Annotated in this window: 23 protein-coding genes; 13 read left to right on the forward strand and 10 right to left on the reverse strand. The window is 74.1% G+C overall.

Going from position 1 to position 24,974, the window contains the following annotated elements:
• Positions 1-20: 20 nt before the first annotated feature.
• Together ACZ516_RS16465 and ACZ516_RS16470 are read right to left on the reverse strand one after the other, a co-directional pair.
• Entirely contained in the window at positions 21-1,361 is a 1,341-nt protein-coding gene (locus ACZ516_RS16465) for a zf-HC2 domain-containing protein (protein ID WP_469010722.1), read from the reverse strand.
• Positions 1,358-1,954, reverse strand: a complete 597-nt coding sequence (locus ACZ516_RS16470; RefSeq protein WP_358580426.1) for a sigma-70 family RNA polymerase sigma factor — start codon at positions 1,952-1,954, stop codon at positions 1,358-1,360. Before ACZ516_RS16470 ends, ACZ516_RS16465 begins: the two co-directional genes overlap by 4 nt.
• Before the next feature lie 275 nt (positions 1,955-2,229).
• Between ACZ516_RS16470 and ACZ516_RS16475 the strand changes: the two genes are divergently transcribed.
• Positions 2,230-2,604 (forward strand): STAS domain-containing protein, encoded by a 375-nt coding sequence (locus ACZ516_RS16475; protein ID WP_358580424.1) that lies wholly within the window; start codon positions 2,230-2,232, stop codon positions 2,602-2,604.
• Between the two features lie 156 nt (positions 2,605-2,760).
• Here the strand turns inward: ACZ516_RS16475 and ACZ516_RS16480 are convergent, their stop codons facing one another.
• The gene (locus tag ACZ516_RS16480; protein ID WP_361078189.1) at positions 2,761-3,222 is read right to left on the reverse strand and encodes a hypothetical protein; all 462 of its coding nucleotides are present in this window, start codon (positions 3,220-3,222) and stop codon (positions 2,761-2,763) included.
• A gap of 116 nt (positions 3,223-3,338) precedes the next feature.
• Between ACZ516_RS16480 and ACZ516_RS16485 the strand changes: the two genes are divergently transcribed.
• A complete protein-coding gene (locus ACZ516_RS16485; protein ID WP_358580420.1) occupies positions 3,339-3,851 on the forward strand; it encodes an EF-hand domain-containing protein in 513 nt (170 codons plus the stop codon).
• Positions 3,852-3,906: 55 nt separating this feature from the next.
• Here ACZ516_RS16485 and ACZ516_RS16490 read toward each other — a convergent pair whose 3' ends face one another.
• A complete protein-coding gene (locus ACZ516_RS16490; RefSeq protein ID WP_469010723.1) occupies positions 3,907-5,475 on the reverse strand; it encodes a class I adenylate-forming enzyme family protein in 1,569 nt (522 codons plus the stop codon).
• A gap of 196 nt (positions 5,476-5,671) precedes the next feature.
• Between ACZ516_RS16490 and ACZ516_RS16495 the strand changes: the two genes are divergently transcribed.
• The 4 genes from ACZ516_RS16495 (at position 5,672) to ACZ516_RS16510 (ending at position 9,770) form a co-directional block, all read left to right on the forward strand.
• Complete coding sequence (locus ACZ516_RS16495) at positions 5,672-6,865, forward strand: amidohydrolase family protein (protein ID WP_358580416.1); 1,194 nt, start codon at positions 5,672-5,674, stop codon at positions 6,863-6,865.
• Between the two features lie 7 nt (positions 6,866-6,872).
• Positions 6,873-8,015 carry an acyl-CoA dehydrogenase family protein gene (locus tag ACZ516_RS16500; protein ID WP_469010725.1) on the forward strand — a complete coding sequence of 381 codons (1,143 nt, stop codon included), beginning with the start codon at positions 6,873-6,875 and terminating at the stop codon, positions 8,013-8,015.
• Positions 8,016-8,023: 8 nt separating this feature from the next.
• The gene (locus ACZ516_RS16505; protein ID WP_469010726.1) at positions 8,024-8,899 is read left to right on the forward strand and encodes an acyl-CoA dehydrogenase family protein; all 876 of its coding nucleotides are present in this window, start codon (positions 8,024-8,026) and stop codon (positions 8,897-8,899) included.
• 388 nt (positions 8,900-9,287) lie between these two features.
• Positions 9,288-9,770 (forward strand): ATP-binding protein, encoded by a 483-nt coding sequence (locus ACZ516_RS16510; protein ID WP_358580410.1) that lies wholly within the window; start codon positions 9,288-9,290, stop codon positions 9,768-9,770.
• A 378-nt stretch (positions 9,771-10,148) separates the two neighbouring features.
• Here ACZ516_RS16510 and ACZ516_RS16515 read toward each other — a convergent pair whose 3' ends face one another.
• On the reverse strand, positions 10,149-11,075 hold the full coding sequence (locus ACZ516_RS16515) for a cyclase family protein (RefSeq protein WP_469010728.1): 927 nt from the start codon (positions 11,073-11,075) through the stop codon (positions 10,149-10,151).
• 83 nt (positions 11,076-11,158) lie between these two features.
• Here ACZ516_RS16515 and ACZ516_RS16520 point away from each other — a divergent pair, with 83 nt between their 5' ends.
• The 3 genes from ACZ516_RS16520 to ACZ516_RS16530 are packed head-to-tail and all read left to right on the forward strand — an operon-like array spanning position 11,159 to position 14,353.
• A complete protein-coding gene (locus ACZ516_RS16520; RefSeq protein ID WP_358580406.1) occupies positions 11,159-12,070 on the forward strand; it encodes an SDR family oxidoreductase in 912 nt (303 codons plus the stop codon).
• A gap of 17 nt (positions 12,071-12,087) precedes the next feature.
• Positions 12,088-13,293 (forward strand): acyl-CoA dehydrogenase family protein, encoded by a 1,206-nt coding sequence (locus ACZ516_RS16525; protein WP_361078170.1) that lies wholly within the window; start codon positions 12,088-12,090, stop codon positions 13,291-13,293.
• 10 nt (positions 13,294-13,303) lie between these two features.
• Positions 13,304-14,353 (forward strand): alcohol dehydrogenase catalytic domain-containing protein, encoded by a 1,050-nt coding sequence (locus ACZ516_RS16530; RefSeq protein WP_361078167.1) that lies wholly within the window; start codon positions 13,304-13,306, stop codon positions 14,351-14,353.
• Between the two features lie 13 nt (positions 14,354-14,366).
• Here ACZ516_RS16530 and ACZ516_RS16535 read toward each other — a convergent pair whose 3' ends face one another.
• Entirely contained in the window at positions 14,367-15,398 is a 1,032-nt protein-coding gene (locus tag ACZ516_RS16535) for a GlxA family transcriptional regulator (RefSeq protein WP_469010729.1), read from the reverse strand.
• A 374-nt stretch (positions 15,399-15,772) separates the two neighbouring features.
• Between ACZ516_RS16535 and ACZ516_RS16540 the strand changes: the two genes are divergently transcribed.
• On the forward strand, positions 15,773-17,056 hold the full coding sequence (locus ACZ516_RS16540; RefSeq protein ID WP_361078381.1) for an MFS transporter: 1,284 nt from the start codon (positions 15,773-15,775) through the stop codon (positions 17,054-17,056).
• On the opposite strand, the gene ACZ516_RS16545 is transcribed toward ACZ516_RS16540, so the two are convergent.
• On the reverse strand, positions 17,046-17,678 hold the full coding sequence (locus ACZ516_RS16545) for a flavin reductase family protein (protein WP_358580434.1): 633 nt from the start codon (positions 17,676-17,678) through the stop codon (positions 17,046-17,048). The genes ACZ516_RS16540 and ACZ516_RS16545 overlap by 11 nt on opposite strands.
• 101 nt (positions 17,679-17,779) lie before the next feature.
• Here ACZ516_RS16545 and ACZ516_RS16550 point away from each other — a divergent pair, with 101 nt between their 5' ends.
• Positions 17,780-18,721, forward strand: a complete 942-nt coding sequence (locus ACZ516_RS16550) for a YybS family protein (RefSeq protein ID WP_361078161.1) — start codon at positions 17,780-17,782, stop codon at positions 18,719-18,721.
• A 198-nt stretch (positions 18,722-18,919) separates the two neighbouring features.
• On the opposite strand, the gene ACZ516_RS16555 is transcribed toward ACZ516_RS16550, so the two are convergent.
• The 3 genes from ACZ516_RS16555 to ACZ516_RS16565 all read right to left on the reverse strand — a co-directional run bounded on the left by ACZ516_RS16555 (position 18,920) and on the right by ACZ516_RS16565 (position 23,713).
• Complete coding sequence (locus tag ACZ516_RS16555) at positions 18,920-19,795, reverse strand: enoyl-CoA hydratase/isomerase family protein (RefSeq protein WP_469010730.1); 876 nt, start codon at positions 19,793-19,795, stop codon at positions 18,920-18,922.
• A gap of 179 nt (positions 19,796-19,974) precedes the next feature.
• Positions 19,975-22,203 (reverse strand): acetate--CoA ligase family protein, encoded by a 2,229-nt coding sequence (locus ACZ516_RS16560; RefSeq protein ID WP_469010732.1) that lies wholly within the window; start codon positions 22,201-22,203, stop codon positions 19,975-19,977.
• A 325-nt stretch (positions 22,204-22,528) separates the two neighbouring features.
• On the reverse strand, positions 22,529-23,713 hold the full coding sequence (locus tag ACZ516_RS16565; RefSeq protein ID WP_469010734.1) for a flavin-containing monooxygenase: 1,185 nt from the start codon (positions 23,711-23,713) through the stop codon (positions 22,529-22,531).
• A gap of 218 nt (positions 23,714-23,931) precedes the next feature.
• On the opposite strand from ACZ516_RS16565, the gene ACZ516_RS16570 reads away from it, so the two are divergent.
• Positions 23,932-24,384, forward strand: coding sequence for a DoxX family protein (locus ACZ516_RS16570; protein WP_358580383.1), 453 nt, complete (start codon positions 23,932-23,934; stop codon positions 24,382-24,384).
• On the forward strand, positions 24,348-24,875 hold the full coding sequence (locus ACZ516_RS16575) for a Zn-ribbon domain-containing OB-fold protein (protein WP_469010736.1): 528 nt from the start codon (positions 24,348-24,350) through the stop codon (positions 24,873-24,875). The genes ACZ516_RS16570 and ACZ516_RS16575 overlap by 37 nt, the downstream gene beginning before the upstream one ends.
• The last annotated feature ends 99 nt before the right edge of the window (positions 24,876-24,974 follow it).

Below are 24,974 nucleotides of genomic sequence, written 5' to 3' on the forward strand. Positions count from 1 at the left end.
GGCGACGGCTGCCGGTGGGCTCACAGCCTGCTCAGGGACGCCGCCGCGAACAGGACGTCGCGGACGGCCTCGCGGTCGCCGCCCCGGCCCGCCGCCGCTTCCGCCGGTGAGACGTGGCCCGCGGCCAGGCGGCAGAACTCCACGCCGTCCAGCGCCACATGGGCCACCTCGCGCTCGGCGGACGCCCGCGCGCCCGGCGAGTCGAGCGCGATGAACCACTCGCCGCCGCCCTCCCCCTCGATCTCCAGGCGCAGGCTGCGGCCCGGCGCGCCCGCGGCGACCAGGTCCCGCGAGGGGGCGGCGAGCCCGGAGCGGCGGCGGTCGGCCAGGGTGGCGGGGAGCATCCGGGCGGCGAGGTCGATCATGCGGTGGAGGTGCCGGGGCGCGGGCGGGTCGTAGGGGTAGTCGACGGCGCGGGCGATGTCACCCGCGTGGATCCAGCACTCGAAGGCGCGGTCCACCATCGCGTCCCGCAGCGGCAGTTCGATCTTCTGTCCCGGCCCCTCGCCGGGCGGCGGCTGCTCCGTCCCGTACGGCACCGGCAGCCGCCCGGAGCCGTCGCCCGCGAACGACACCGTGCGGACGATCTCGTGCGTCTGGTCCCGCCACGGGCCCCGCACCGCGCGGGTGGGCGGCAGGCGCGAGGCGCGCCAGTACGCCTCCGTGCGGCGGGTCGGGTGGCGCGGGCCCGCCTCCTCGGGGCCCAGCGGGTCGTCGAGGCCGAGGGCGATCGCGACCAGGCCGTCGACGGCGAGGAGGTGCGCGATGATCCCGGCGACGGTGGTCTTCCTGCTCACCGGGGAGTCCTGCTCGAACCAGCGCAGCCGCACCGGGGCGTGCCACTCCGGGCCGCCGATGTCCCGCAGCAGGGCGTCGAGGCGGGCGCTCTCCGCGTCGTAGGGCAGGGCCCACTCGGGCACCGGGATGCGGGGCGGGCGCCGGCCGAGGCAGCTCGCCAGGACGCGGGTGCGCAGACCCGGGTCGAGATCGAGGCTCTCCTCGGCGTGCAGCAGGGTGACGGCGTCCCGCAGCCGCAGCGCCTCCTGCGCGCACGGCCCGCACTCGCCCAGGTGCTCCTCGACGGCGAGGGCCTCCGCCGCGGAGCACGCCGACAGCGCCCAGGCACCCAGCAGGGACCGCAGGACGCGGTGGTCCAGGACGAGCGGCCCGGGGCCGGCAGGGGACGCCTGCCCGGCGGCCGGCGCGTCGGGCACGGGCAGTCCGGTGTCCTCCACGGAGGAGCGCGGCAGCGGTATGCGCGGGCCGCCCCGCACCTCGGTGGCGTCCGCCGGCCCCGGTTCCCCGGGCGGCTCGCGGCTCTCGGGGTCCTCGTACGGCTCGGGGCGGTCGGCGCCGGTCACGGCGTCGTCCCGGGGCCGGGCGGGGAGCCGGTGGACGGGCCCGCCGAGGGGCCGGCGCTGTCGTGGGCCGTGGACAGGAGCTGGAGGCCGAGGCGGAGCCTGCGCCGGGCCTCGTCCTCCGTCACCCCGAGGTCGGCGGCCGTCTGGCGGTAGTCGCGCCGCTGGAAGTAGGCCAGTTCGAGAGCGGCTCGCAGCGGGGCCGGCATGGCCGTGACGATGTAGTCCGCGCGGGCGGCGGCCGAGGCGCGCCGCACCTTGCGCTCCAGGTCCTGCGCGGTGCCCGCGCCGCCGAGGGCGAGGGCGGCGGACCCGGTCTGCCGCAGCCGGTGGACGGCCCGCTGATGGGCGAGCCCGGCGAGCCAGGAGCGCAGGGGGCCCTGGCGGGGGTCGTACGCGTCGGGGTTCTCCCAGATGTGGGCGAAGACCTCGCGGGTGATGCGGTCGGCGCCGGCCTCGTCGCCGAGGACGCGGTGGGCGAGGCTGTGCACGAGCGGGGCGAAGCGGTCGTACAGCTCGCCCAGCGCGGCGGCCTCGCCGTGCGCCAGCCGCTGCTGCATCCGGCGGTCCCGGCGCCGCGGCGCGTCCTTCGGCATGCGGCCCCCTCGCGCTCGCCCTGCCCGTCCGTGCTGTGGTCCGTGCTGTCGTCGCCCGTTTTTCCGACTACCCCTCGAATGTAGTCGGCGGCACTGACAGCGCACTCCTGTTTACGGCAAAGCGTGCGCCGGGCCGGATCCCGGATGATATCGACGGGGGTCCGCTGGTGTTTCATGGACGAAGCGGTGGGGCAGCCGAGCAGGACGAAGCGTAGGGACCGCTTCCGGATCACTCCGGGAGGCGGGACGGGCAGGGCGAGCGAGAGGCGTGACGCGTGACGCTCAAGGTGACGGTGGACGAGGAGTCCGGCTGGGCCGTGCTGCGCGTCCGCGGCGAAATGGACCTGCTGACCTCGCCCGTGCTGCGCCAGCGGGTGCACGACGCGGTGGCGGACGGCCGCCGCAGCGTCGTCCTGGACCTGTCCGACGTGCTGTTCTGCGACTCCAGCGGGGTCGGCGTGCTGATCGCCACGCGCCGTCTGATCCGCTCCTGCCGGGGCCGGTTGCGGCTGATCCTGCCCGCGCAGGGCGCCGTCGACGGCAGCCACGTCAACCGGGTCCTCGCGGCCCTCGGCGTCCGCAGGCTCTTCGAGGTCTTCCCGGACGTCGGCGCGGCCCTGGACGAGGAGGCCACCCCGCTCTCCGCGTAGGGCGTGATGTGAAAGTCCCGTCTGCCTGGCGACGCCTGGCACGCACGCTCGCCGCGTTGTCGGGATCGCACGCACCAGACGCCGCCAGGCCCGCCCTGCGGGCGGACGACGCTACTTTCACAACACGCCCTAGCCCCCGCAGTAGCCCCCGGCGCGTCAGACGTGCCGTTTGGCCGCCGACACGAAGGCGTCGACCGCGCCCAGCGAGACGACGCGCCGTTCGGTCAGTTCGTCGCGGTCGCGGGCCTTGTGCAGATCGGTGACCGCGTCGAGTGCCCGCCGGGCCAGGCCGGCCAGTTCGTCGTCCTCCGTGAGCAACTCCACCCTGAACAGCGCCTCCTGCGCCGCGGAGCGCAGCTCGTAGGAGCGGAAGCGGGACTCGACGCCGTCCTCGGCCCGGTTCTCGTGCCTGCTGAACCACCGGTCGAGCAGCACCCGCCGGTAGTTGACGAGGGCGCCCGCGTACGCGCTGTAGGCGTCGACGCGCTCCTGCCGGAGCTTCTCGCGGCGCGTGAAGTCCTCCGTCCGCGCGATCGCCCTGCGCTGGAAGACATGGGTGACACCCGCGCCCAGGAGGGTTCCCAGCACCGCTATGACACTCGCCGCGACAGCTTCCACGGGTGACAGTGCAGCACATCACCCATCGGTGCGGCTCAAAGGACGTACGCTCGCTCGCGGTGGGTACCCATCCCCTCAAGAGCACCCGACCGCGGAAGTGAGGCAGCCCGAAGACCATGGACAGTGCCGAGTACGAGCGTAGGATCGCGGCCCGGTTCGCCACCTTCGACCAGGATGGCAACGGCTACATCTCCCGGGAGGACTTCAGCACGGCGGCGGCCGCCCTGTGCAAGGAGTTCGGCGCGACGGCGCGGTCCGACAAGGGGCAGGCCCTCTATATCGGCGCCGAGGCGTTCTGGCAGGGCATGGCCGGGATCGCGGACCGCGACGGCGACCAGCGGATCACCAGGGGCGAATTCATCGGCGGGGCGGTGAAGCGGCTGCGGGACAACCCCGAGCGGTTCGCGGAGATCGCCCGGCCCTTCCTGCACGCGGCCCTCGCCGTCGCCGACGCGGACGGCGACGGATCGCTCGCCCCCGCCGAGATCGAACGCGCGCTGGAGGCGCTGGAGGTGCCCGAGGACATCGCCGACGCGGCGGCCCGCGCGCTCGACACCGACGGCGACGGCAAGGTCGCCGAGCAGGAGATCGTGACGGCCGTCGCGGAGTACTTCACGGTCTCCGAGTAGCCCGCCGCCCCGGGGACGGGGACGGAGCTGGGACCGGGGGTGGTTCGCACCGGTGTCAGGACGGGGCGAAGCGCTCCCGCAGGCGGTACTTGAGGACCTTGCGCAGCGTCTCGTTGCGGGGAAGCGCCTCGACGACCTCCAGCTGCTCCGGCAGCTTGTGGGGGGAGAGGCCTTCCCCGCGCAAGTACGAGGTGACCTCCTCCAGGGTCGGCTCGGGGGCGCCCGGCCGCCGCTCCACGACCGCGCAGACCCGTTCCCCGCGCTCGGGGTCGGGCAGCCCGACGACCGCCGCCTCCGCGACGGCCGGATGCCGGTGCAGCAGGTCCTCGATCTCCTTGGCGGAGATGTTCTCGCCCTTGCGGATGATGATGTCCTTGGCCCGCCCGGTGAGGACCAGATGGCCGCTCGCGGTGAGGTGGCCGAGGTCCCCGGTGAGCAGGAAGCCGTCGGCGTCGAAGGCGGCCGCGTCCTGCGCCGGGTCCACGTAGCCCCGGCAGACGGCCTCCCCGCGCAGCCGGATCTCGCCGTCCGTCCCCGGGGGCAGCAGCTCGCCGGCGGGCCCGGTGACGCGGATCTCCATGCCGTCCGGGGGCCTGCCCTCCGTCGTCGCCAGGTGGTCGGCCGTGTCGTCCGGGTCGCCCATGGTGATCATCGGGACCTCGGTCATGCCGTACCCGTGGGTGAGCCGGCAGCCCATCTCCCGTACGACGGCGTGGTACAGCTCCGGGGGCTTGGGCGCGCCGCCGCCCGCCAGGAGCCGCAGCGTCGGGATGAGCCTCTCGCCCGGCGGCAGCTTGCGCTGCTCGGCGAGGAACAGGGAGTAGAAGGCCGTCGACCCGCCCGCCACGGTCACGCCGTGCCGCCGGTAGCCGTCGAGCGCGTCGGGCAGCGCGAAGTGCTCGAACAGGACCGCCGGGAAGCCGTACAGGAGCAGCATGATCGTGTAGTCGGGGCCCGCGATGTGCGCGTAGGGGAACGCCATCGAGCCGACGTCCGACTCCGCGGGGCGCAGCGCGTGGGCCAGGCAGGAGCCGCCGGCGAGCAGCGAGCGGTCGGTGTGCCGCACGCCCTTGGGGTCGGACGTGGTGCCCGAGGTCCAGTAGATCCAGCGCACCGAGGTGCCCTCGGCGGGCGGCGGGGGCAGCACGGCCGGGTCGGCGTCGGGCAGCGCGTCGTACGCCTCGAAGACGCCTCTGGCGCCGAGCCGCCGGGCCATCTCGCGGTGGTCGAAGCCCCGCCACACGCCGGGTGTCGCGAAGAACTCCGCCTTGGACTCCCGCAGCGCGAAGCCGACTTCCCGGTCGCGGTAGAAGGGGATGACGGGGGACTGCACGGCGCCGATGCGGGCCAGCGCGCAGGACAGGAGGGCGGTCTCCAGGCGGGTGGGCAGCTGCCAGGCGACGACCGTGCCGGGGCGCACCCCCATGCCGTACAGCCCGGCGGCGACGCGTTCGGCGCGCTCGCGCAGGGCGCCGAAGGTGAGCGTGCGGTCGTCGGCGGGGTCGGCGGCGGCCTGGATGAGCACGGGCCGGTCGGGGGTGTGGGCGGCGCGGCGCTCGACCAGTTCCCAGAGCGTGCGCGAGGCGGCCAGTTCGTGCGCGGTCTCGTGCCGTGTGGTCCTCAAGTGATCCCCCCGGGGTCGGCCAGGAACGGACGCGCGGACGCGCGGACGCTTGGACCGCATGGGCTGATGGCCCGTCAGATCGTGCGCAGAGCGTAGGCCGCGGCGCCTTGTCGGTCCATAGGCGCGGGGCTAGCCTGCTATCTGACGGGTCATCAGATCACCCGGAAGGGCCGGAGGGATGACCGGAGGAGGGACCATGACCGAGCTTCCCCGGATCGTCAGCGTCGACGACCACGTGATCGAGCCCGCACACCTCTTCGAGACCTGGCTGCCCGCCAAGTACCGCGACCGCGGCCCGCGGCCCCTGACGGCCGGCATCGGCGAACTCGCCTACGTGGGCGGCAAGTACCGGATCACCATGGACCCCGACGGGCCGCCCGCCGACTGGTGGATCTACGAGGACCTGAAGTTCCCGTACAAGCGCAACATCGCCGCCGTCGGCTTCGACCGCGACGACATGACACTGGAGGGCATCACACGCGCCGAGATGCGGCGCGGCTGCTGGGACCCCGTCGCCCGGCTGGAGGACATGGACCTCAACCACGTCGAGGCGTCCCTGTGCTTCCCCACCTTCCCGCGCTTTTGCGGGCAGACGTTCGCGGAGGCCCACGACAAGGAGGTCGCCCTCGCCTGCGTCCGCGCCTACAACGACTGGATGGTCGAGGAGTGGTGCGGCGACAGCGGCGGCCGGCTCATCCCGCTGTGCATCATCCCGCTGTGGGACATCGGCCTCGCGGTCGCCGAGGTCGAGCGGAACGCCGCGCGGGGCGTGCGGGCCGTCACCTTCTCCGAGATCCCCACCCACCTCGGGCTGCCCTCGATCCACTGCGGCCACTGGGACCCCTTCTTCGCGGTCTGCCAGGAGACCGGCACCGTCGTCAACATGCACATCGGCTCCTCCTCCCAGATGCCGGCCGCCTCCCCCGACGCCCCGCCCGCCGTACAGGCGGCGCTCTCCTTCAACAACGCCATGGCCTCGATGATGGACTTCCTCTTCAGCGGCGTCCTCGTGAAGTTCCCGACGCTCAAACTGGCGTACTCCGAGGGCCAGATGGGCTGGATCCCGTACGCGCTGGAGCGCGCCGACGACGTGTGGGAGGAGCACCGCGCGTGGGGCGGGGTGAAGGACCTGATCCCCGAGCCGCCCTCCACGTACTACTACCGGCAGATGTTCTGCTGTTTCTTCCGCGACAAGCACGGCGTGGCCTCGTTGGATGTCGTCGGCCGGGACAACGCCACCTTCGAGACCGACTACCCGCACGTGGACTCGACCTTCCCGCACACCAAGGAAGTCGCCCTCGACCACGTCCGGGGGCTCGACGACGAGACGATCCACAAGCTGATGCGCGGCAACGCCATCCGCATGCTCGGCCTGGACCTGGACAAGTAGGCCGCGCGTGGACCTCACGTACACCGAGCAGGAGGAAGCCTTCCGGGCCGGGCTGCGCGAGTGGCTCGCCACGGCACTGCCGAAGCTGCCCCCGGCGCCCTCGCCGCGGAACTGGCCGGCGCGGCGCGCGTACGACACCGGCTGGCAGCGCATGCTCTTCGACGCCGGGTACGGCCAGGTGCACTGGGACGCCTCCCCCACGCAGCGGCTGATCTTCCTGGAGGAGACGGAGAAGGCGGGCGCCCCCTATGTGGGCGCCAACTTCGTGGGCCTGCTGCACGCCGGGCCCACCATCGCCTGTGAGGGCACCCCCGAACAGCGCGAGCGGTGGCTGCCGCCCGTGCTGCGCGGCGACGAGGTGTGGTGCCAGGGGTTCAGCGAACCGGACGCGGGCTCCGACCTCGCATCGCTGCGCACGCGCGCGTGGCGGGACGGCGACCACTACGTGGTACGCGGGTCCAAGATCTGGACCTCGCACGCGGAGGTCGCCGACTGGTGCGAACTCCTGGTGCGTACGACACCGGTGAGCGAGGCCGTGCCCAAGCACCGGGGCATCACCTGGCTCGCCCTGCCGATGGACGCCCCGGGGGTCACTGTGCGCCCGCTGCGCACCCTGGCCGGCTCCACCGAGTTCGCCGAGGTGTTCCTGGACGACGTGCGGGTGCCGGTCGCGAACCGCGTCGGGGAGCAGGACGACGGCTGGCGCGTGACCATGGTGACCCTCTCCTACGAGCGCGGCACCGCCTTCGTGGGGGAGGTGGTGGCCTGCCGCCGCGTCCTCGGCGAGATCGCGCGCGAGGCCCGCGCGAACGGCCGCTGGGACGACGTGGCGCTGCGCCGCAGGCTCGGGCGGCTCGCCGCGGAGTTCTCGGCGCTGTGGCGCCTCACGCAGGGGAACGTGAGCGAGGCGCAGCGCTCGGGGGGCGTGCCCGGGGTGGGCGGTTCGGTCTTCAAGCTGCGGTACTCGCACGCCCGCCAGGAGCTGTACGACGCTGCCGCGCAGGTGCTCGGGGCCGGGGCGCTGGACCTCGAACGGCCGTGGGCCCTGGAGCGGCTGTCGTCGCTGTCGTACACGATCGCCGCGGGCACCTCGCAGATCCAGCAGAACATCGTGGCCGAGCGGATCCTCGGCCTCCCGAAGGGGCGGTGAGGCTCCGTATGGATTTCCAACCGACGGAGGAACAGCGGGCGTTGCGGGCGGGTGTGCGGGAGCTTTTGGAGGGGCGGTTCGCCGCTCGGGACGCCGTGCGGTGGGGCGAGGGGGAGCCCTCGCCCGAGGGCGCGGGCCGGCTCGACCGGGGGCTGTGGCGGGAGCTGGGCAAGGCCGGTTTCTTCGCGCTGACGCTGCCCGAGGCGCGGGGCGGCGTCGGGCTCGGGCGGCCGGAGGCCGTACTGGTCTTCGAGGAGGCGGGGCGGGCGCTGCTGCCGGGGCCCGCCGTGGCGACGTTCCTGGCGGCGGGCGAGGTGGCGGGCGCCGCCTCGGGGGACACCGTCGTGACGGCCGTCGACGGGACGCTGGTGCCCTGGCTGGCGGAGGCGGACGTCGTCCAGGGGGACGCGGCCGGCGCGGTGGCGCTGCGCTCGCTCGACCCGCTGACGCCGCTGCACCGCGTACCGGGACCGCCCGCGCCCGGCCGGGGAACGCTCCTGCACGCCGCCGAACAGCTGGGCAGCGCCGCCCGCACCGGTGAGATGGCCGTCCGATATGCCCGCGTACGTACACAGTTCGGGCGGCCCATCGGCGCCTTCCAGGCCGTGCAGCACCTCTGCGCGCAGATGTTCGTGCGCGCCGAGGTCGCCCGTGCCGCCGTGTACGCCGCCGCCGTGACCGGCGACCCGCTGGAGATCTGCGGCGCGAAGCTGCTGGCCGACGACGCGGCGGTGCGCAACGCGCGCGACTGCCTCCAGGTGCACGGCGGCATGGGCTTCACCTGGGAGGCCGAGGTGCATCTGCACCTCAAGCGGGCCTGGGTGCGCGCGGAGCTGGGGCAGTCGGCGGACGCGGCGGCGGAAGCGCTTGCCGATGCGCTGTGAATGCGGACAGTGACACTACGGAGCGTTGATATCGGGTTGTGTCCTACGCGTGACTCGTCACGGCCCGGAGTCGGTGTCCGGCTCGGGTACCTTGTGTCAGATGCGAGTGGTTCTGAGGCTGAGCCATCCCGGTGGCGCCCCCGCGGCGGCGCCGTACCCGGCGATGCGCGCCGCTCGCGACGCAGGACGGGGCCCCGTGCCCGCCTGTTCGACCCCCCGCGGTACGCGTCGCACAGTATGCAGCACGCGTACTCCTTCGCGCTGGAATATGCCCGAAGCGCTTGTTGGGGTGACTGAACGTCAATCATGCTGTCTCCTAAGGGGATCACGTTCCGTGACCCCGTGGAGTCGCGAGGCGATGTGTCCGCCGGTTCGGATGGTGTGAGCGGTGCAGGTGCTTCAAGTTCAGCTGGAGGTCGGGGCCGATCCCGCGGAGGTGGGACGGGCCAGGCGATGGGCCCGTTCACGGCTGGCGGGCTCGGGGATAGAGGTCGACGAGCCGGTGGCCGAGACGCTGATCCTGCTGATCTCGGAACTGGTCACCAACGCGGTGGTGCACACCGGCTGTCCGGCCGTGCTGCGCATGCTGCTGCCCGGTGTGCCCGCCCAGGCGCCGGGGACGGTCCGGGTCGAGGTGGCCGACCGCAGCACCCGCCCGCCCCGGCAGCGGCACGCCCAGGGTGACGAGACGGGCGGCCGCGGCCTGGAGCTGGTCGACGGTCTCGCCGACCGCTGGGGCTGGCAGCCCGAGGGCGGCGGCAAGAGCATCTGGTGCGAGGTGGACCGGTGCGAACCGGGCGTCGCGGCCGTGGCGTTCGACGGTGTGTCCTACGGGGACACCGACGCCGACGTGGCCTACGAGGCCGTCTGAGCCCGAGCGCCGTGTGCGCCGTGGTGTGCCACGGTGCGCGCTCCTGTGCGCGGGCGGGATAATTCGGGCATAGTCCATGAATCCCCGGCACGGTGTTGACGTGGCGTGTCCGATTGATCACGCTTGTGTGCAGCGATTCGCCGCGAGGGGACGTCGAGGGTGCTCGGTGACGGAGATCCTCGACGAGATGTGGGTCGCGAGGTCGGCGTCGGTCCCCTCACCTGTCGTGAGGGACTCCCCCCGGGGGCGGGGGCAGTGTCGAGCGCCGAGCCGGATGGCGGCGCGCGGCGGCGCGCTCGGGGCGAGACCCGACGCGCCGCCGTCCGGGAGGAGGGGCCCTGGAGCGGGATGTCCGGTCGGAGCGGGCGCCACGTCCGCTCACAGCACCGCGACCGGTGCCACGGGCGTCCCCGTGCCGCCGACGAACGGCTCCGGCATCGCGGACAGCAGGAAGGTGTAGCGGGAAACTTCCGCACAGGCTGTGGACAACTTCTCCAGGTTCCAGTTCTGGCCCTGGAGCATGCCCATCTCCACCAGGTCGAGCGCGTGCACGGGCAGCCACAGGTCCGCGATCTCCGGCGGGAAGATCTCGAACGTCAGGGTGTCGTTGGCGACGGCGGCCACGTCCCGCGCGTGGAACCACTCGGGGGTGCGCAGCGACAGGCCGGGTGACGGATGCCCGTACGCGTGCCTGTCGCCCGCCAGATACACCTGGAGCTGTCCCGTGCGGACCAGGACGATGTCGCCGGCGCGGACGGCGACGCGCGCGAACTCCGCGGCCTCGTCCAGGTCTTCGGGCGTCACCGCGTGGCCGCCCGGCAGCCGGTCGACGCCCTTGGCGCGCGCCACGTCGAGCAGTACGCCGCGCGAGACGACGGGCGGCGCCTTGTCGATGCCGCTGAACCGCGCGCCGGCGTGGGCCGTGATGGTGTCCGCGCGGCGGCCGTTGTAGATCTTCCCGGAGTGCGAGGCGTGGGTGAGGGCGTCCCAGTGGGTGGCGGTCTGCAGGCCCATCGTCACGGCGTCGTCGCTGGTGGCGACCGAGCCGGGGCCGAAGAGCTCCTGGTTGATCTGCACCATGGCGTGCAGCGGGTTCACCCGGCCCGGGATCAGGCCCGTCTGGACGCCGTCCTCCCTCAGGGGCAGCGCGAGCGGGACGCGGCGCCCGGAGCGGACCTCGGCGGCGGCCGCCCGCACGACGCCGTCGGTGATGAGGTTGAGCGTGCCGATCTCGTCGGCGGAGCCCCAGCGCCCCCAGTTGTTCACGCGTTCGGCGATGTCGTGGAACTCGGGCGGCAGCGACATGGATCCTCCGCGGGGCTTGTCTTCCGGTGTCCGGGGGGCCATAAAATCTAACGGTCCGTCAGAAACCGCGGGAAGGGGCCGGCGTGGGGAACTTCTTGGCAGGCGAGGTGGTGGCCGTCACCGGTGCCGGGCGCGGCATCGGCAGGGCCGTCGCGCTCGCCGCGGCGGAGCACGGGGCGAAGGTCGTCGTCAACGACCACGGCGTCTCCGTGGCGGGCGCCGCGCCGGCCAGCGAGGTGGCCGACGCGGTCGTCGAGGAGATCCGGGCGGCGGGCGGCGAGGCCGTCGCCGTCGCGGACGACATCGCGACCATGGCGGGCGGGCAGCGGCTCGTGGACGTCGCCCTCGCCGCGTACGGACGCCTCGACTCGGCGGTGTGCGTGGCCGGGATCCTGCGCGAGCGGATGCTGTTCAACATGTCCGAGCAGGAGTGGGACGCGGTGCTCGCCACGCACCTGAAGGGCACGTTCACCGTCTTCCGCGCCGCGTCGGCGGTGCTGCGCAGGCAGGGCTCCGGCACCCTGATCGGCTTCACCAGCGGCAACCACCAGGGCTCGGTCTCCCAGGCCAACTACAGCGCGGCCAAGGGCGGGATCATCTCGCTGGTGCGCAGCGCGGCCCTCGGCCTGCACAAGTACGGGGTGACGGCGAACGCGGTGGCGCCCGTCGCGCGGACGCGGATGTCGGCGAACGTACCGATGGAGCTGACCGAGATCGGCGAACCGGAGGACGTGGCGGCCCTCGTCGTCTACCTGCTGAGCGACCGGGCCCGGCAGGAGCGGATCACCGGGCAGGTCTACACGATCGCCGGCCCCAAGATCGCCGTGTGGGCGCAGCCGCGCGAGCTGCGCGCCGCGTACGCCGAGGGGTCCTGGACGCCGGAGCGGATCGCCGACTTCCTGCCCGGAACGGTCGGCACCGACCCCATGCCGCTGCTGGCGCGGGTGCAGGACATGGCAAGGGCGGCGGCCGACGGGGCGCGCCCGAACGCGTAGGCGGAGAGGGGCGGGCGGTGGATTTCGGTTTCGGACCCGAGGACGAGGCCTTTCGAGCCGAGGCGCGCGACTGGCTCGCCGGGCACCTCACCGGGGAGCACGCGCGCGTACGCGGGCGTGGCGGGCCCGGCAGCGAGCACGAGGGCGGCGCCGAACGCCGGGCCTGGGAGCGGGAACTGGGACGCGGCGGCTGGATCGGGCTCGGCTGGGACGCCGACGGGTACGGCAACCGGCGGGCCACCCTCACCCAGCAGGTCGTCTGGGCCGAGGAGTACGCCCGCGCGCGGGCGCCCGCCCGCTGCGGGCACATCGGCGAGAACCTCCTCGCGCCGACCCTCCTGGCGTACGGCAGCGCGGAGCAGCGGGCCCAGTTCCTGCCGCCGATCGCGCGGGGCGAGGCGCTGTGGTGCCAGGGGTACAGCGAACCGGGCGCCGGGTCGGACCTGGCGGGGGTGCGGACGCGGGCGGTGCGCGACGGTACGGGGCTGCGCGTCACGGGGCAGAAGATCTGGACCTCGCTGGCGCGCGAGGCCGACTGGTGCTTCGTCCTCGCGCGGACGGAGGAAGGGTCCCGGGGGCACAGCGGGCTCTCGTTCGTCCTGGTCCCGATGGACCAGCCCGGCCGCGTCGACGTACGGCCCATCCGGCAGCTGACCGGCACCAGCGAGTTCAACGAGGTCTTCTTCGACGGCGCCCGCGCGCGCGGCGAGCACGTGGTGGGCGGCCTCGGCGGCGGCTGGCGGGTCGCCATGGGCCTGCTCGGCTTCGAGCGCGGGGTGTCCACCCTGGCGCAACAGATCGGCTTCGGCGAGGAGTTGGCCGGTGTCGTCCGGGAGGCGGTCGCCTCCGGGGCGGTGCGGGACGCCGTGGTGCGCGAACGGCTGGAGCGGCTCTGGGCCGAGCTGCGGGTCATGCGGTGGCACGCGCTGCGCACGCTCGGCTCCGGGGCGCGGGCCCTGCCCGGCGCCCCCAGCGTGGCCAAGCTGCTGTGGGGGCGGTGGCATCAGCGGCTCGGTGAGCTGGCCGTCCAGGTGCGGGGGGCGGCGGGCGCCGTCGGCCCCGCGGACTGGCGGGCGGCGGCGCCGTACGAACTCGACGCCGCGCAGCGCCTGTTCCTCTTCAGCCGCGCCGACACCGTCTACGGCGGCTCGGACGAGGTGCAGCGCGACATCATCGCCGAGCGGGTGCTCGGTCTGCCGAGAGAGGCCCGGGGGCCTCGGTGAGGGGTGCGTGGTGAGGGGTGTCGTCTTCGACGGGAAACGGGCCGAGGTGGTGCGGGACCTGGCGGTCCGGGACCCGGGACCGGGCGAGGTGCTGGTCGCCGTGGCGGCGGCCGGGCTGTGCCACAGCGATCTGTCCGTGCTCGACGGGACCATTCCCTTCCCGCCGCCCGTGGTCCTCGGGCACGAGGGGGCGGGCGTCGTGGCGGCGGTGGGGCCCGGCGTCGGGCACGTGGCCCCCGGGGATCACGTGGCGCTGTCCACCATCGCCAGCTGCGGTGTCTGCGCCGAGTGCGGGCGGGGCCGGCCGACCATGTGCCGCAAGGCCATCGGGGCGCCGGAGCGGCCGTTCTCGCGGGCCGGTGAGCCGCTGTACCAGTTCGCGGCCACCTCCGCCTTCGCCGAACGCACCCTGGTCAAGGCCGTGCAGGCGGTGCGGATCCCCGACGACGTGCCGCTGACGTCGGCCGCGCTGATCGGATGCGCCGTCGTGACGGGCGTGGGGGCGGTGCTGAACCGGGCCGAGGTCGGCCTCGGCGACACCGTGCTGGTCATCGGCGCGGGCGGCATCGGCCTCAACGTCCTGCAGGGCGCGCGGATCGCGGGCGCCGCGACGATCGTCGCCGTCGACGCGAACCCCGGCAAGGAGGCGGTGGCCCGCCGGTTCGGGGCCACGCACTTCCTCACGTCGACCGCCGAGGTGCGCGACGTCCTGCCCCAGGGCGTCGACCACGCCTTCGAGTGCGTGGGGCGGGTCTCGCTCGTACGGGAGGCGGTGGACCTGCTGGACCGGCACGGGCAGGCCGTCCTGCTCGGCATGCCGGGGCCGACGGCGGAGGCGTCGTTCGTGGTGGCCTCGCTCTTCCTGGACAAGGCGGTACTCGGCTGCCGGTACGGCAGTGCGCACCCGCAGCGGGACTTCGCGCTGTACGCGCGGATGTACCGGGAGGGCCGGCTGCTCCTGGACGAACTGGTGACGGCGACCTACCCGGTGGAGGACTTCGCGAGGGCGGCGGCGGACGCGGGGGCGGGGCGGGTGGCACGGGCGGTACTGACGTTCTGAGGGGCGGGTGGTGTCAGGTGGGGGTGAGGGTGCGGAATGTGCGGCGGTAGGTGGTGGGGGTGACGCCGAGCGCCGTCTGTAGGTGCTGGCGCATCGACTGGGCCGTGCCGAAGCCCGCCGCGCGTGCCACCTGGTCGACGGAGAGGTCGCTGGACTCCAGCAGGTGACGCGCGCGGTCGACGCGTTGCCGGGTCAGCCAGTGGCCGGGGCTGACGCCGACCTCCTCGCGGAAGCGGCGGGTGAAGGTGCGCACCGACATGGACTCCCGCGCGGCCAGGTCGCGCAGGCGCAGCGGCTGGTCGAGGCGGTCCAGCGCCCAGGCCCTCGCCGCCGCGGTGGTCGCCAGCCGCGGCTCGGGGACGGGGCGCTGGATGTACTGGGCCTGGCCGCCGTCGCGGTGGGGCGGTACGACCGTGCGGCGGGCCACGTCGTTGGCGACCGCGGTGCCGTGGTCGCGGCGTACGAGATGGACGCAGAGGTCGATCCCCGCGGCCACGCCCGCCGACGTCAGCACGTCGCCGTCGTCGATGAACAGCACGTCCGCGTCCACCTCGACCTGCGGGAACAGCTGCTGGAAGTGGGCGGCGCTCGCCCAGTGCGTGGTCGCCGGGCGGCCGTCTAGGAGGCCGGCGGCGGCCAGGACGTAGCTGCCCGTGCAGATCGAGATCAGGCGGGTGCCCGGCCTGATGTGCGCGAGGGCGGCGGCGAGTTCGCCGGTGAGGCGGCCCTCTTCGTAGACCGGCCCCAGTTCGTACGAGGCCGGGATCACGACCGTGTCCGCCGTGGCCAGCGCCCGCGGGCCGTGCTCGACCAGGATCGCGAAGTCCGCGTCCGACCGGACCGGGCCCGGCGCCCGCACGGAGCAGGTGACGACCTCGTACAGCGGGCGGCCCGCGGCGTCCCGCGCCCGGCCGAAGATCCGCTGCGGGATGCCCAGCTCGAAGGGGATCACCCCGTCGAGGGCGAGGACGACCACGCGGTGGCGGGGCGCGGTTTCGGGGGCGCGCCGGTGGGCCGGGCCAGAGGTGCCGTCGGAGGCGGGCATGGCCCGATCCTAGCGAACCATGACCTTCGGGCCACTCGTTTCGGGCCAGCCCGTCCCCGAGCCTTGATGACGTGACCCAGACAACGGAGCCGCCCGCGGGAACCGCCGGGCCGAGTGGATCCCATGGCCCGAGTGACTTGAGTGGCCCGAGTGGCCCGAGTGACTTGAGTGGCCAGAGTGGCCCGGGCGGCCCGAGCGGTCAGAGTGAGCCCAGTGACCTGAGTGGTCCGAGCGACCTGAGTGGCCCGGGCGGCCCGAGTGAGCCGAGTGGTCCCAGTGACCTGAGTGGCCCGAGTGAGCCGAGTGGCCTGGGCGACCCGAGCAGTCGGAGTGAGCCGAGTGGGCCGAGCGGTCCGAGCGAGGCGCAGGGGGCGATTGGGGCGGGGCGTCGTGGGGGGCGTGTGCATCGGGCGTGGTTCGTCGCCGCCGTCGCGTTCGTGACGATCATCGGCGCCGCCGCGTTCCGCTCCCTGCCGAGTCTGCTCATCGACCCGCTGCACCAGGAGTTCGGCTGGTCGCGCGGGACCATCGGCCTCGCGGTCTCCGTCAACCTCGCGCTGTACGGCCTCACCGCGCCGTTCGCCGCCGCGCTGATGGACCGCTTCGGCATCCGCAGGGTCGTCGCGGTCGCCCTGATCGTCATCGCCCTCGGCTCCGGGCTGACCGTGTGGATGGAGTCCGCCTGGCAGCTCCTGCTGTGCTGGGGGCTGCTCGTCGGGCTCGGCTCGGGCTCGATGGCGCTCGCCTTCGCCGCCACCGTCACCAACCGCTGGTTCACCGAGCGGCGTGGCCTGGTCACCGGCATCCTCACGGCCGCCTCCGCCTCCGGCCAGCTGATCTTCCTGCCGCTGCTCTCCTGGATCGTGGACACCTACCGGTGGCGGCCGGCCGCCGTGACGGTCGCGCTCGCCGCGCTGGCGGTCGTCCCCTTCGTCTGGCTGCTGTTGCGCGACCACCCGGCCGACGTGGGCCTGAAGGCGTACGGCGCCACGGAGTTCGCCCCGAAGCCGCCGCCCGTCGCCGGGGCCGCCCGGCGCACCGTCGGCGTGCTCCTGAAGGCAGCCCGCACCGGACCGTTCTGGCTGCTCGCGGGGAGCTTCGCGATCTGCGGGGCCTCGACGAACGGCCTGATCCAGACCCACTTCGTGCCCGCCGCGCACGACCACGGCATGCCCATCACGGCCGCCGCCTCGCTGCTCGCCGTCATCGGCGTCTTCGACGTCGTCGGCACCATCGCCTCGGGCTGGCTCACCGACCGCTTCGACGCGCGGCGCCTGCTCGCCGTGTACTACGCGCTGCGCGGCGTCTCGCTGCTCTTCCTGCCGATCCTGCTCGCCCCGAACGTCCACCCGCCGATGCTCTTCTTCATCGTCTTCTACGGCCTGGACTGGGTCGCGACCGTCCCGCCGACCCTCGCCCTGTGCCGCGAGCACTACGGCGACGACAGCGCGATCGTCTTCGGCTGGGTCCTTGCCTCGCACCAGGTGGGCGCCGCCGTGGTGGCGTTCCTCGGCGGTGTCGTGCGGGACACCTTCGGGTCGTACGACGTGATCTGGTACGCCTCCGGGGCGCTGTGCGCGGCGGCGGCACTGATGGCCCTGGTGGTGCGGCGGCGCGACCCGGCGGACCTGCCGGCCCTCCCGGCCCTCAGGGCGTGAAGCGGCCGAACCCGCCCCGGTGGAAGAGCAGCGGTGCCGGGTCCGTGCCGGTGGTGCCGAGGGCGTCCACCCTGCCCACCACGATGAGGTGGTCGCCGCCGGTGTGCACCGCTTGGACCGTGCAGTCGATCCAGGCGGGGGCGCCGGCCAGGCGCGGGGAGCCGGTCACGGGCGCCGCGTCGTAGGCCACCCCGGCGAACTTGTCGGCGCCGCTCACCGCGAAGCCCCGGCACAGCTCGCCCTGGTCGGCGCCGAGGATGTTCACGCAGAAGACGCCGGCGCGGGCGATGCGGGGCCAGGTGGTCGACGTACGCGCCACCATGAAGGAGACCAGCGGCGGGTCGAGGGAGAGCGAGGAGAACGACTGGCAGGCGAAGCCCGCCGGGCCTTCGCCCTCTTCGCCGGGGGGAGCGGTGATCACGGTGACGCCCGTCGCGAAGTTGCCGAGGACGCGGCGGAACTCGCCCGGGTCCAGCGGGGCCCGTTCGTCGTCGCCGACCGCCCGCAGCCGGGGGCGCGGCAGGTCCTCGTCCGAAGGCGTCCTCGGCGCGGGGCCCGAGGTGGGCGCCCCGACCGACCTGAGGTACCGGACGGCGGCGGCCGCCATCCCTGCGTGTCCCATCACGCTGCCCATTGAAGCTGACGGAGCGTCAGTTGGGAAGCCCGGCAGGGGTGGGAAGGGCGGGGCGGGGCCACTCCCGCCCCACGCGTATCTTCAGGCCCATGAAGTGGGGAAACGCCGGTGGGGGCACCAAGAAAGCGGGCCCTGAGGGGACCTGGAGCGGCATCCGGCTGCGGGCCGCGTCGGCGGCGTGCGCGGCGCAGCTGCCGGTGGCCGGCGTGGTGGCGTTCACGCTGACGCTCGACGACGACGCCCGGGGGGCGGGCGGTCCCGCCTTCGGGCTGGCCTGCGCCCTTCTCCTCGGCCCCTTCATGCTGCCGGTCCTCGGCCTGCTGCACGCCGCCGTGCTCACCCTCCCCGCCGTCGGCCTCGGCCGCCTGGCCGCCGCGCGCCTTCGCCGGGGCCCCGAGTGGGCCTGGTCGCTCCTGTGCCTGCTGCCGGTCGCCGCCGTGTGGGGCCTCCTGTTCGCGGTGTTGGGCGCGACCTTCGTGGCGCCGGTGCTGTGGTGCGCGGCGAGCGGTGTGTTGCCCGTGCTGAACATCGCGTACTGCCTGCGGCGCGAGAAGCGCCTGGGCCGGCCGCTGCGGAAGGTGTGGATCCTGTCGGGGCTCGCCTCGCTCGGCCTGTGCGCGGCGGTCTTCGGCGCCGCGGTCCTGGCCACTCTGACGGGGGTCCTCAAGGAGTACGAACCGCCGCGGCTCTCCGCCGCGCAGCTCGCCGGCACCTGGCGCGGCGAGGACGACGAGAGCGTGGTCCTGCGGCTGCGGGGCGACGGGCGGGCCGTGCTGGACGGCACCCCCTTCGAGCGGGAGCCGGGCGACGCGTACGACGGCAGCGGGCTGTCCCGCTGTCATGCCACCGGCACGTGGACGCTGGGCGACGCGCTCTACGAGCGGCGCCCGGCGGTGGCGGTGGAGACCGATGCGTGCGGGGGCGACCAGCGGTGGACTGTCGGCGGGACGGAGGAGCGCCCCGAGCTGTTCGTGGCGCTCGGTGACCCGGACTCCCCGGACATCGAGGTGCTGGTGCGGCGCCGGGGGTGAGGGGGGCGGGGCCGCCGAGGTGGGGGGCCGTCGAGGTGGGGGCCGGGGTGTGTGCGGTGGTGGGGCGCCCGAGGCAGGGGGGGCGAGGGGCGTGAGGCGGTGGGCCGTTGAGGCGGGGGGGCGGGGAGGGTGGGTACGGCGGTGGTGTGCAGCAGGGCGAGGGGCTGAGGTGGTGGCTTTGAGGGGCCCGGGGGGCTGTCAGCGGCCTTGGTAGGTGGGGGCGCGGCGTTCCGTGAAGGCGGTGATGCCTTCGTGCGCGTCCGCCGTGGTCATGTTGATCTCCTGGGCGTCCGCCTCCGCCGCGAAGGCCGTCGCGCGGTCCGACTCCAGGGACGCGTTGACCAGGCGCTTGGTCAGGGCGAGGGCCCGGGTCGGCCCGGCCGCCAGGCGCTCGGCCCACTCCCGCGCCGTCTTCTCCAGGTCGGCGGCCGGTACGACGCGGTTGACGAGGCCGAGGCGTTCGGCGTCGGCGGCGGACACGGCGTCCCCGAAGAACATCAGCTCCTTGGCCCGCTGCGGGCCGATCAGGCGGGGCAGCAGATAGGCGCCGCCGCCGTCGGGTACGAGGCCGCGGCGCGCGAAGACCTCGATGAACCGCGCCGGTTCGGCGGCGATCACCAGGTCGCAGGCGAGGGCGAGATGAGCGCCGAGGCCGGCCGCGGTGCCGTTCACGGCGGCGATGACCGGCTTCTCGCAGTCCAACACCGCGGAGATCAGGCGCTGGGCGCCCCGCCTGATGGTCCGGGCGACATCACCGGCCGTGCGTGCTGCGGGCGGGGGCGCCTGGCGTTCGCCGGGTGAGGACGTCTCGGCTGAGGGGGGTGCCGCGCGCAGGTCGGCGCCCGCGCAGAAGCCCTTGCCGACGGCGGTGATCACGACGGCCCGCACGGCGGGGTCGGCGGAGGCCTCGTCGAGCAGCGTGATGACGCGTTCGCGCTGGTCCCAGGTGAGGGCGTTCAGCACCTCGGGCCGGTTGAACGTGATCCACGAGACGCCGTTGTCAGTGGTGTGCCGTATCAAGGGACGCGAGGGGTCGGGAGCTTCGTCGCGCGCTGAGGGGAAGGCGGCTGTCATGAGGGAGTGGCTCCGTTTCGAGGGCCGGGCCGGCAGGGGCGCGGGTCACCGTGTCCTGGAGCGCCGGGTGCCGGGTGCCGGGTGGCCGTGCGCCGGGTGGCCGGGTGGCGGATGGCCGGGTCCGTAGGCGGGCCGGGGGGACAGGGGGGCAGGTCGCCGGGCGAGGGGCGGGGGCACGGTCAGGGACGGCAGGTGGCGAACGCGTCGAGGGCGACGGCGCCCTGCCCCCGGGGCAGCACCATCAGCGGATTGATGTCCAGCTCCGCCAGTTCGCCGCCCAGTTCGAGGGCCATCCGCTGGACCCGCAGCACCACTTCCACGAGCGCGTCCACATCGGCGGGCGGCGCCCCGCGGACCCCGTCCAGCAGGGCGCGGCCGCGCAGCTCGTGCAGCATGGCCGTCGCCTGGTCCTCGCCGAAGGGCGGCACCCGTACCGCCGTGTCCCGCAGGACCTCGACGAGCACACCGCCGAGCCCCACCGTCACGGTCGGCCCGAAAAGCGGATCGTGGGTGACCCCGACGACCATCTCGACGCCCGGCTCGACCAGTTGGCAGACCAGGACGCCATCCAGCGCCACCTCTTCGTAGCGGGCGATGTCCGTCAGCTCCCGATAGGCGTCCCGCACCTGACTCGCGGAGGTCAGCCCGAGCTTCACCAGGCCCAGCTCGGTCTTGTGCGCGATCCGGGCGCCGGAGGCCTTCATGACGACCGGGTAGCCGACGAGTGCGGCGGCGCGGACGGCCGCCGCCGCGCTGGTCACCAACTGCTCGCGCGGTACGCGGATCCCGTACGCCCGCAGCAGTTGCTTCGCCGCGTGCTCGCTGAGCTGCTCGCCGGGCCGCATCAGGGCCAGCGCCTTGCGGAAGGACGGCGAGGGGGTGCGCGGCGCCTCGTCGAAGGGGGAGCGGTAGCCGGTGGTGAAGCGGTGGTGGTCCAGATGGGCGCGCACCGCCGTGATGCAGTTGGCGAAGGTGCGGAAGGTGGCGACGCGGGAGGAGCCGAGCAGCGTACGGCGGTAGGCGTCCTCGGTGCCGACCGGCGACCCCCACACCACGCACACCAGTTTGTCCGTCTGCTCGGCCGCCTCCACCAGGTCCCGCGCGAGCTGGTCGCTCATCGGCGGGAAGGGGCCGGTGATGGGGCAGACGAGCACACCCACCTGCGGATCGGCGAGGATCGCGTCGATGATTTTGCGGCCGCGCCAGTCGCCCACGGGGTGGCCGCCGCTGTCGACGGGGTTGGTGACGTTCAGGTACGGCGGTATCCACTGGTGCAGCTCGGCCTGCTTGGCGGCGCGGAGCGTGGGCAGGCGCAGCCCCGCCTCGGTCGCCAGGTCCGCGAAGTGCGCGCCCGTGCCGCCCGAGATCGAATAGACGGCGACTCCGTCGGCGAGCGGCGCGCGGGCCCGGGCCAGCAGGGTGGCGGTGTCCTGGAGCTCGTCCAGCCCGTCCACGCGGATCACGCCGAACTGCCGCATGGCCGCGTCCACCACCGCGTCGGCCCCGGTCAGCTTGCCGGTGTGGGAGGCCGCCGTGCGGGCGCCGGTCTCGGTGCGGCCGACCTTGACGGCGACGACGGGCACGCCCCGCCGGGCGGCCCGGTCGGCGGCGAGCAGGAAGGCGCGGCCGTCCTTGAGCCCTTCGACGTAGCAGGCGATGGCGCCGACCTCGGGGCGCTCGGCGAAGTAGGAGATGAAGTCGGAGGTCTCCAGGTCGGCCTCGTTGCCGGTGGGCGCCCAGTGGGAGAGGCGTATGCCGAGCTCCTGCAGGCCGAAGAGGGGGCGGCCCTGGTGGCCGGACTGGGTGATCAGCGCGATGGCGGGGCCCTCGAGGTCGTCGCGGAACTGCTCGAAGGCGTTGAGGTTGGTGTTGGGGCCGAGCAGCCGCAGGCCCGAGCGGCGTACGGCGGCGGCGAGGCGGGCCTGGGCGGCCGCGCCCTGGTCACCGGTCTCGGCGAAACCGGCGGCGAAGGCCACGGCGAACCGCACCTTCTCCTCGGCGAGCTGCTCGATCACGGGCAGCGGGTCGGCGACGAGCAGGACGGCGAGGTCGACCGGTTCGGGAAGGTCGGCGACGGAAGGGGAACAGGGGATGCCGAAGACCGACCGGTGGGTGGGGTGCACGGGGTGCAGGCGTGCGCCGGTCCGCTCGGCCCAGGCGATGAGCCGGCGGGTGATGCCGGCGCCTGGCCGCCCCTCGGTGTCCGAGGCGCCGACGACGGCGACGGACTCGGGCCGGAAGAAGCGGTCCAGGTCGGGCACGTCGGCGTGCAGCGGCCGGCCGCTGACGTCCAGGTCGCCCGCCGTGGTGGCCCTGCCGTGGACGGCGGCGGGAGGGAGTTCGCCGCAGGCCACGACATGGGCGCGGCGGGGGTCGGTGGTGAAGGTGCCGTGAGTCGATCCAAGCATCGGTCCACCCGCTCCTGTGTGACAGCACTTACTGACGCACAGTCAGATTACTGAACTGACGCCCCGTCAGGAATGGGGATGCAGGCAAAGGCTGGTGCCCTTGGCGGTGGGCCGGTGGGCCGGTGGGCCGGTGGGCCGGTGGGCCGGTGGGCCGGCGGGGCGGTGAGGCCGTGGGGCGGTGGGGCGGTGAGGCCGTGGGGCGGTGGGGCGGTGAGGCCGTGGGGCGGGGGTGGTTTCGTGTTCCGTTCCGCCGTCCACGGAAGCGTGGAATCCCCTTGCTGCCAAGGGGGGAATCGGCCGGGGTGGGGGTTTTCGGGCGCGCCCCTTAAGGGGTGGCCTTGCGGCTGCGGCGGGCTATCGCTCTCGCGATCTTCTCGGCGTCGCGGGACAGTTCGCGGAGCATCCCGCTGATGGGGTTGGTGAAGCCGGTGAAGTACAGGCCGGGGGCCCGCTTCGGGGTGCGGCGGCCGTGCGCGGTGGGGCGTCCGCGTGCGTCGAGGACGCCGAGGTCGCCGACCAGGCCCTCCAGGGCGCGGCGGTAGCCGGTCGCGGCGATGACGGCGTCCGGCTCGATCCTGCTGCCGTCCGCCAGGACGACCTTGCCGTCCTCGAAGGACTCCACGGCGGCGACGGGCTCGACCCGGCCCTTGCGCACGGCGTCGATCAGTCCGACGTCCTGCACGGGGATCGCGCCCTGCCTGGCCCGGGAGTAGAGCCCGGTGTCCGGTCGCGGCAGCCCATGCGCCGACAGGTCGGGGACGGAGATCCGGGCGAACGGCACGGCGAGCCGGTCGACCAGCGCGGCCGGCAGTCTGCGGCACAGGATGCCGGTGAGCTGGGCGGGCCAGCCGGCCGTGGAGCGGCGCACGATGTGCGGGGCGGTGCGCACCGCGAGGCGGACCCGGGCGGCGCCGCCCTCGACCAGGTCGACGGCTATCTCCGCGCCGGTGTTGCCGACGCCGACGACCAGGACGTCCTTGCCGGCGAAGGGCGCCGGGGCGCGGTAGTCGGCGGCGTGCAGCAGTTCGCCGCGGTAGGTGTCGCGGCCGGGCCAGTCGGGGAGGCGGGGCGTGTGGTTGTGGCCGGTGGCGACCACGACCGCGCTGCCGGTCAGCTCCCGGCCGCCGGTGGCGAGCAGCAGCCAGCCGGTGCCGTCGGCGGTGCGCTCCAGGCCGGTCACCTCGACTCCGGTGACGACGTCGAGGCGGTGGTGTTCGGCGTACTTCTCCAGGTAGCGGACCAGGTTGTCCCGTGACACCCAGCGGCCGAACGCCCTGGGCATGGCGAGGCCGGGCAGGGCGGAGAGGCGGCGGGTCGTGTGCAGGTGGAGGCGGTCGTAGTGGCCGCGCCAGGAGGCGCCGACGTGCCCGGACTTCTCCAGGACGACCGCGCGGACGCCTCGCGCGCGCAGCGCCGCCGCGACGGCCAGGCCACCGGGCCCGCCACCGATGACGTACACGGGGTGGCGGGGCTGCGGGCGGGTCGTCGGCGGGGCTGTCGGGTCGGCCATGACTGGAGAGTAACCGCGCGCTTACTTGACGGGTGACGGACAAGTCCGGAATCGGTTGCGAATCGATCACGGGGGCGCCGGGCTCCGCCGCTCGCCGCCCCCTGGTCGCCCCGCCGCCCCCTTGCGCTCGTGACACCGGTGCGCTGAACTGACGTACCGTCAGAAGCAGCGTCGAGGCATCGGTGTGGGCTGCGGCGAGGGGGAGAGGGGTGCGCGGGGTGGACTCGATCTGGCTCAGCGGGGCCGAGTGGGTGGCCGTGTTGCGCGCGGGGCTCGGGCTGTGGTGGCTGGAGAGCTGGCGTCACAAGGACAAGAAGGGCTGGCTCGAACGGGGCACGGGGATCGCGTGGGCGGCCGATGTCGCCGCCGGGCATCGGTGGAGCGTGGTCCGCAGCGGCTTCGCCACCGTCGTCGCGCCCCGCCCCAAGGTGATCGCGTACGTCGTCGTCCATGCCGAACTCGCCCTCGGACTGGGGCTGGTCCTCGGGTTCCTCACCCCGGTCGCCCTGGTCGGCGGGCTGCTGCTCAACCTGCTCTACCTCGTCCTCATGATCCACGACTGGGCCGAGCAAGGGCAGAACGCGATGATGGCGCTCATCTCGCTGGTCGCCCTCTTCGCCATGTCCTGGCAGACATGGTCCCTCGACCACGCGCTCGGCCTCTTCCGGTGAGCGGGGGCGGCGCGGCCGGGGAGCAGGCGCGGTTCGATCTTCCGGAGCCGGATGCGTTCACCCGGCCGTACTGGGACGCGGCCGCCGAGGGGCGGCTCTTGATCCGGCGCTGCGGGGCGTGCGGGGTGGCGCACCACTATCCGCGCGAGTTCTGCCCGCGGTGCTGGAGCGAGGACGTCACCTGGGAGCGGGCGAGCGGCCGCGCCACGCTCTACACCTGGTCGGTGGTGCACCGGAACGACCTGCCGCCGTTCGGCGCGCGTGTCCCCTACGTCGCCGCGGTCGTCGACCTCGCGGAGGGTCCCCGGATGATGACGGAACTCATCGGCTCTGGGGTGACCGAACGGCTGCGGATCGGCATGGCGCTGGAGGTGACGTTCCGGTTCCTCGGGCCGGGGGTGGACGGGGCCGGGGCGGACGGCGTCGGGGTGGACAGGGTCGGGGGGTTCGCGGTTCCGGTCTTCAGGGTGAGCGCCGGGGCGGGCGAGTAGGCCGGCTACCGGCTACCGGCTACCGGCCACCGGCTGCCAGGTGTCACGGGGCGCACGGTGAGGCCGCCCGGGCCCGGGAAAAGCTTTGTGCGGGCCGGG

The sequence above is a fragment of the Streptomyces sp. NPDC034037 genome, assembly GCF_055575715.1.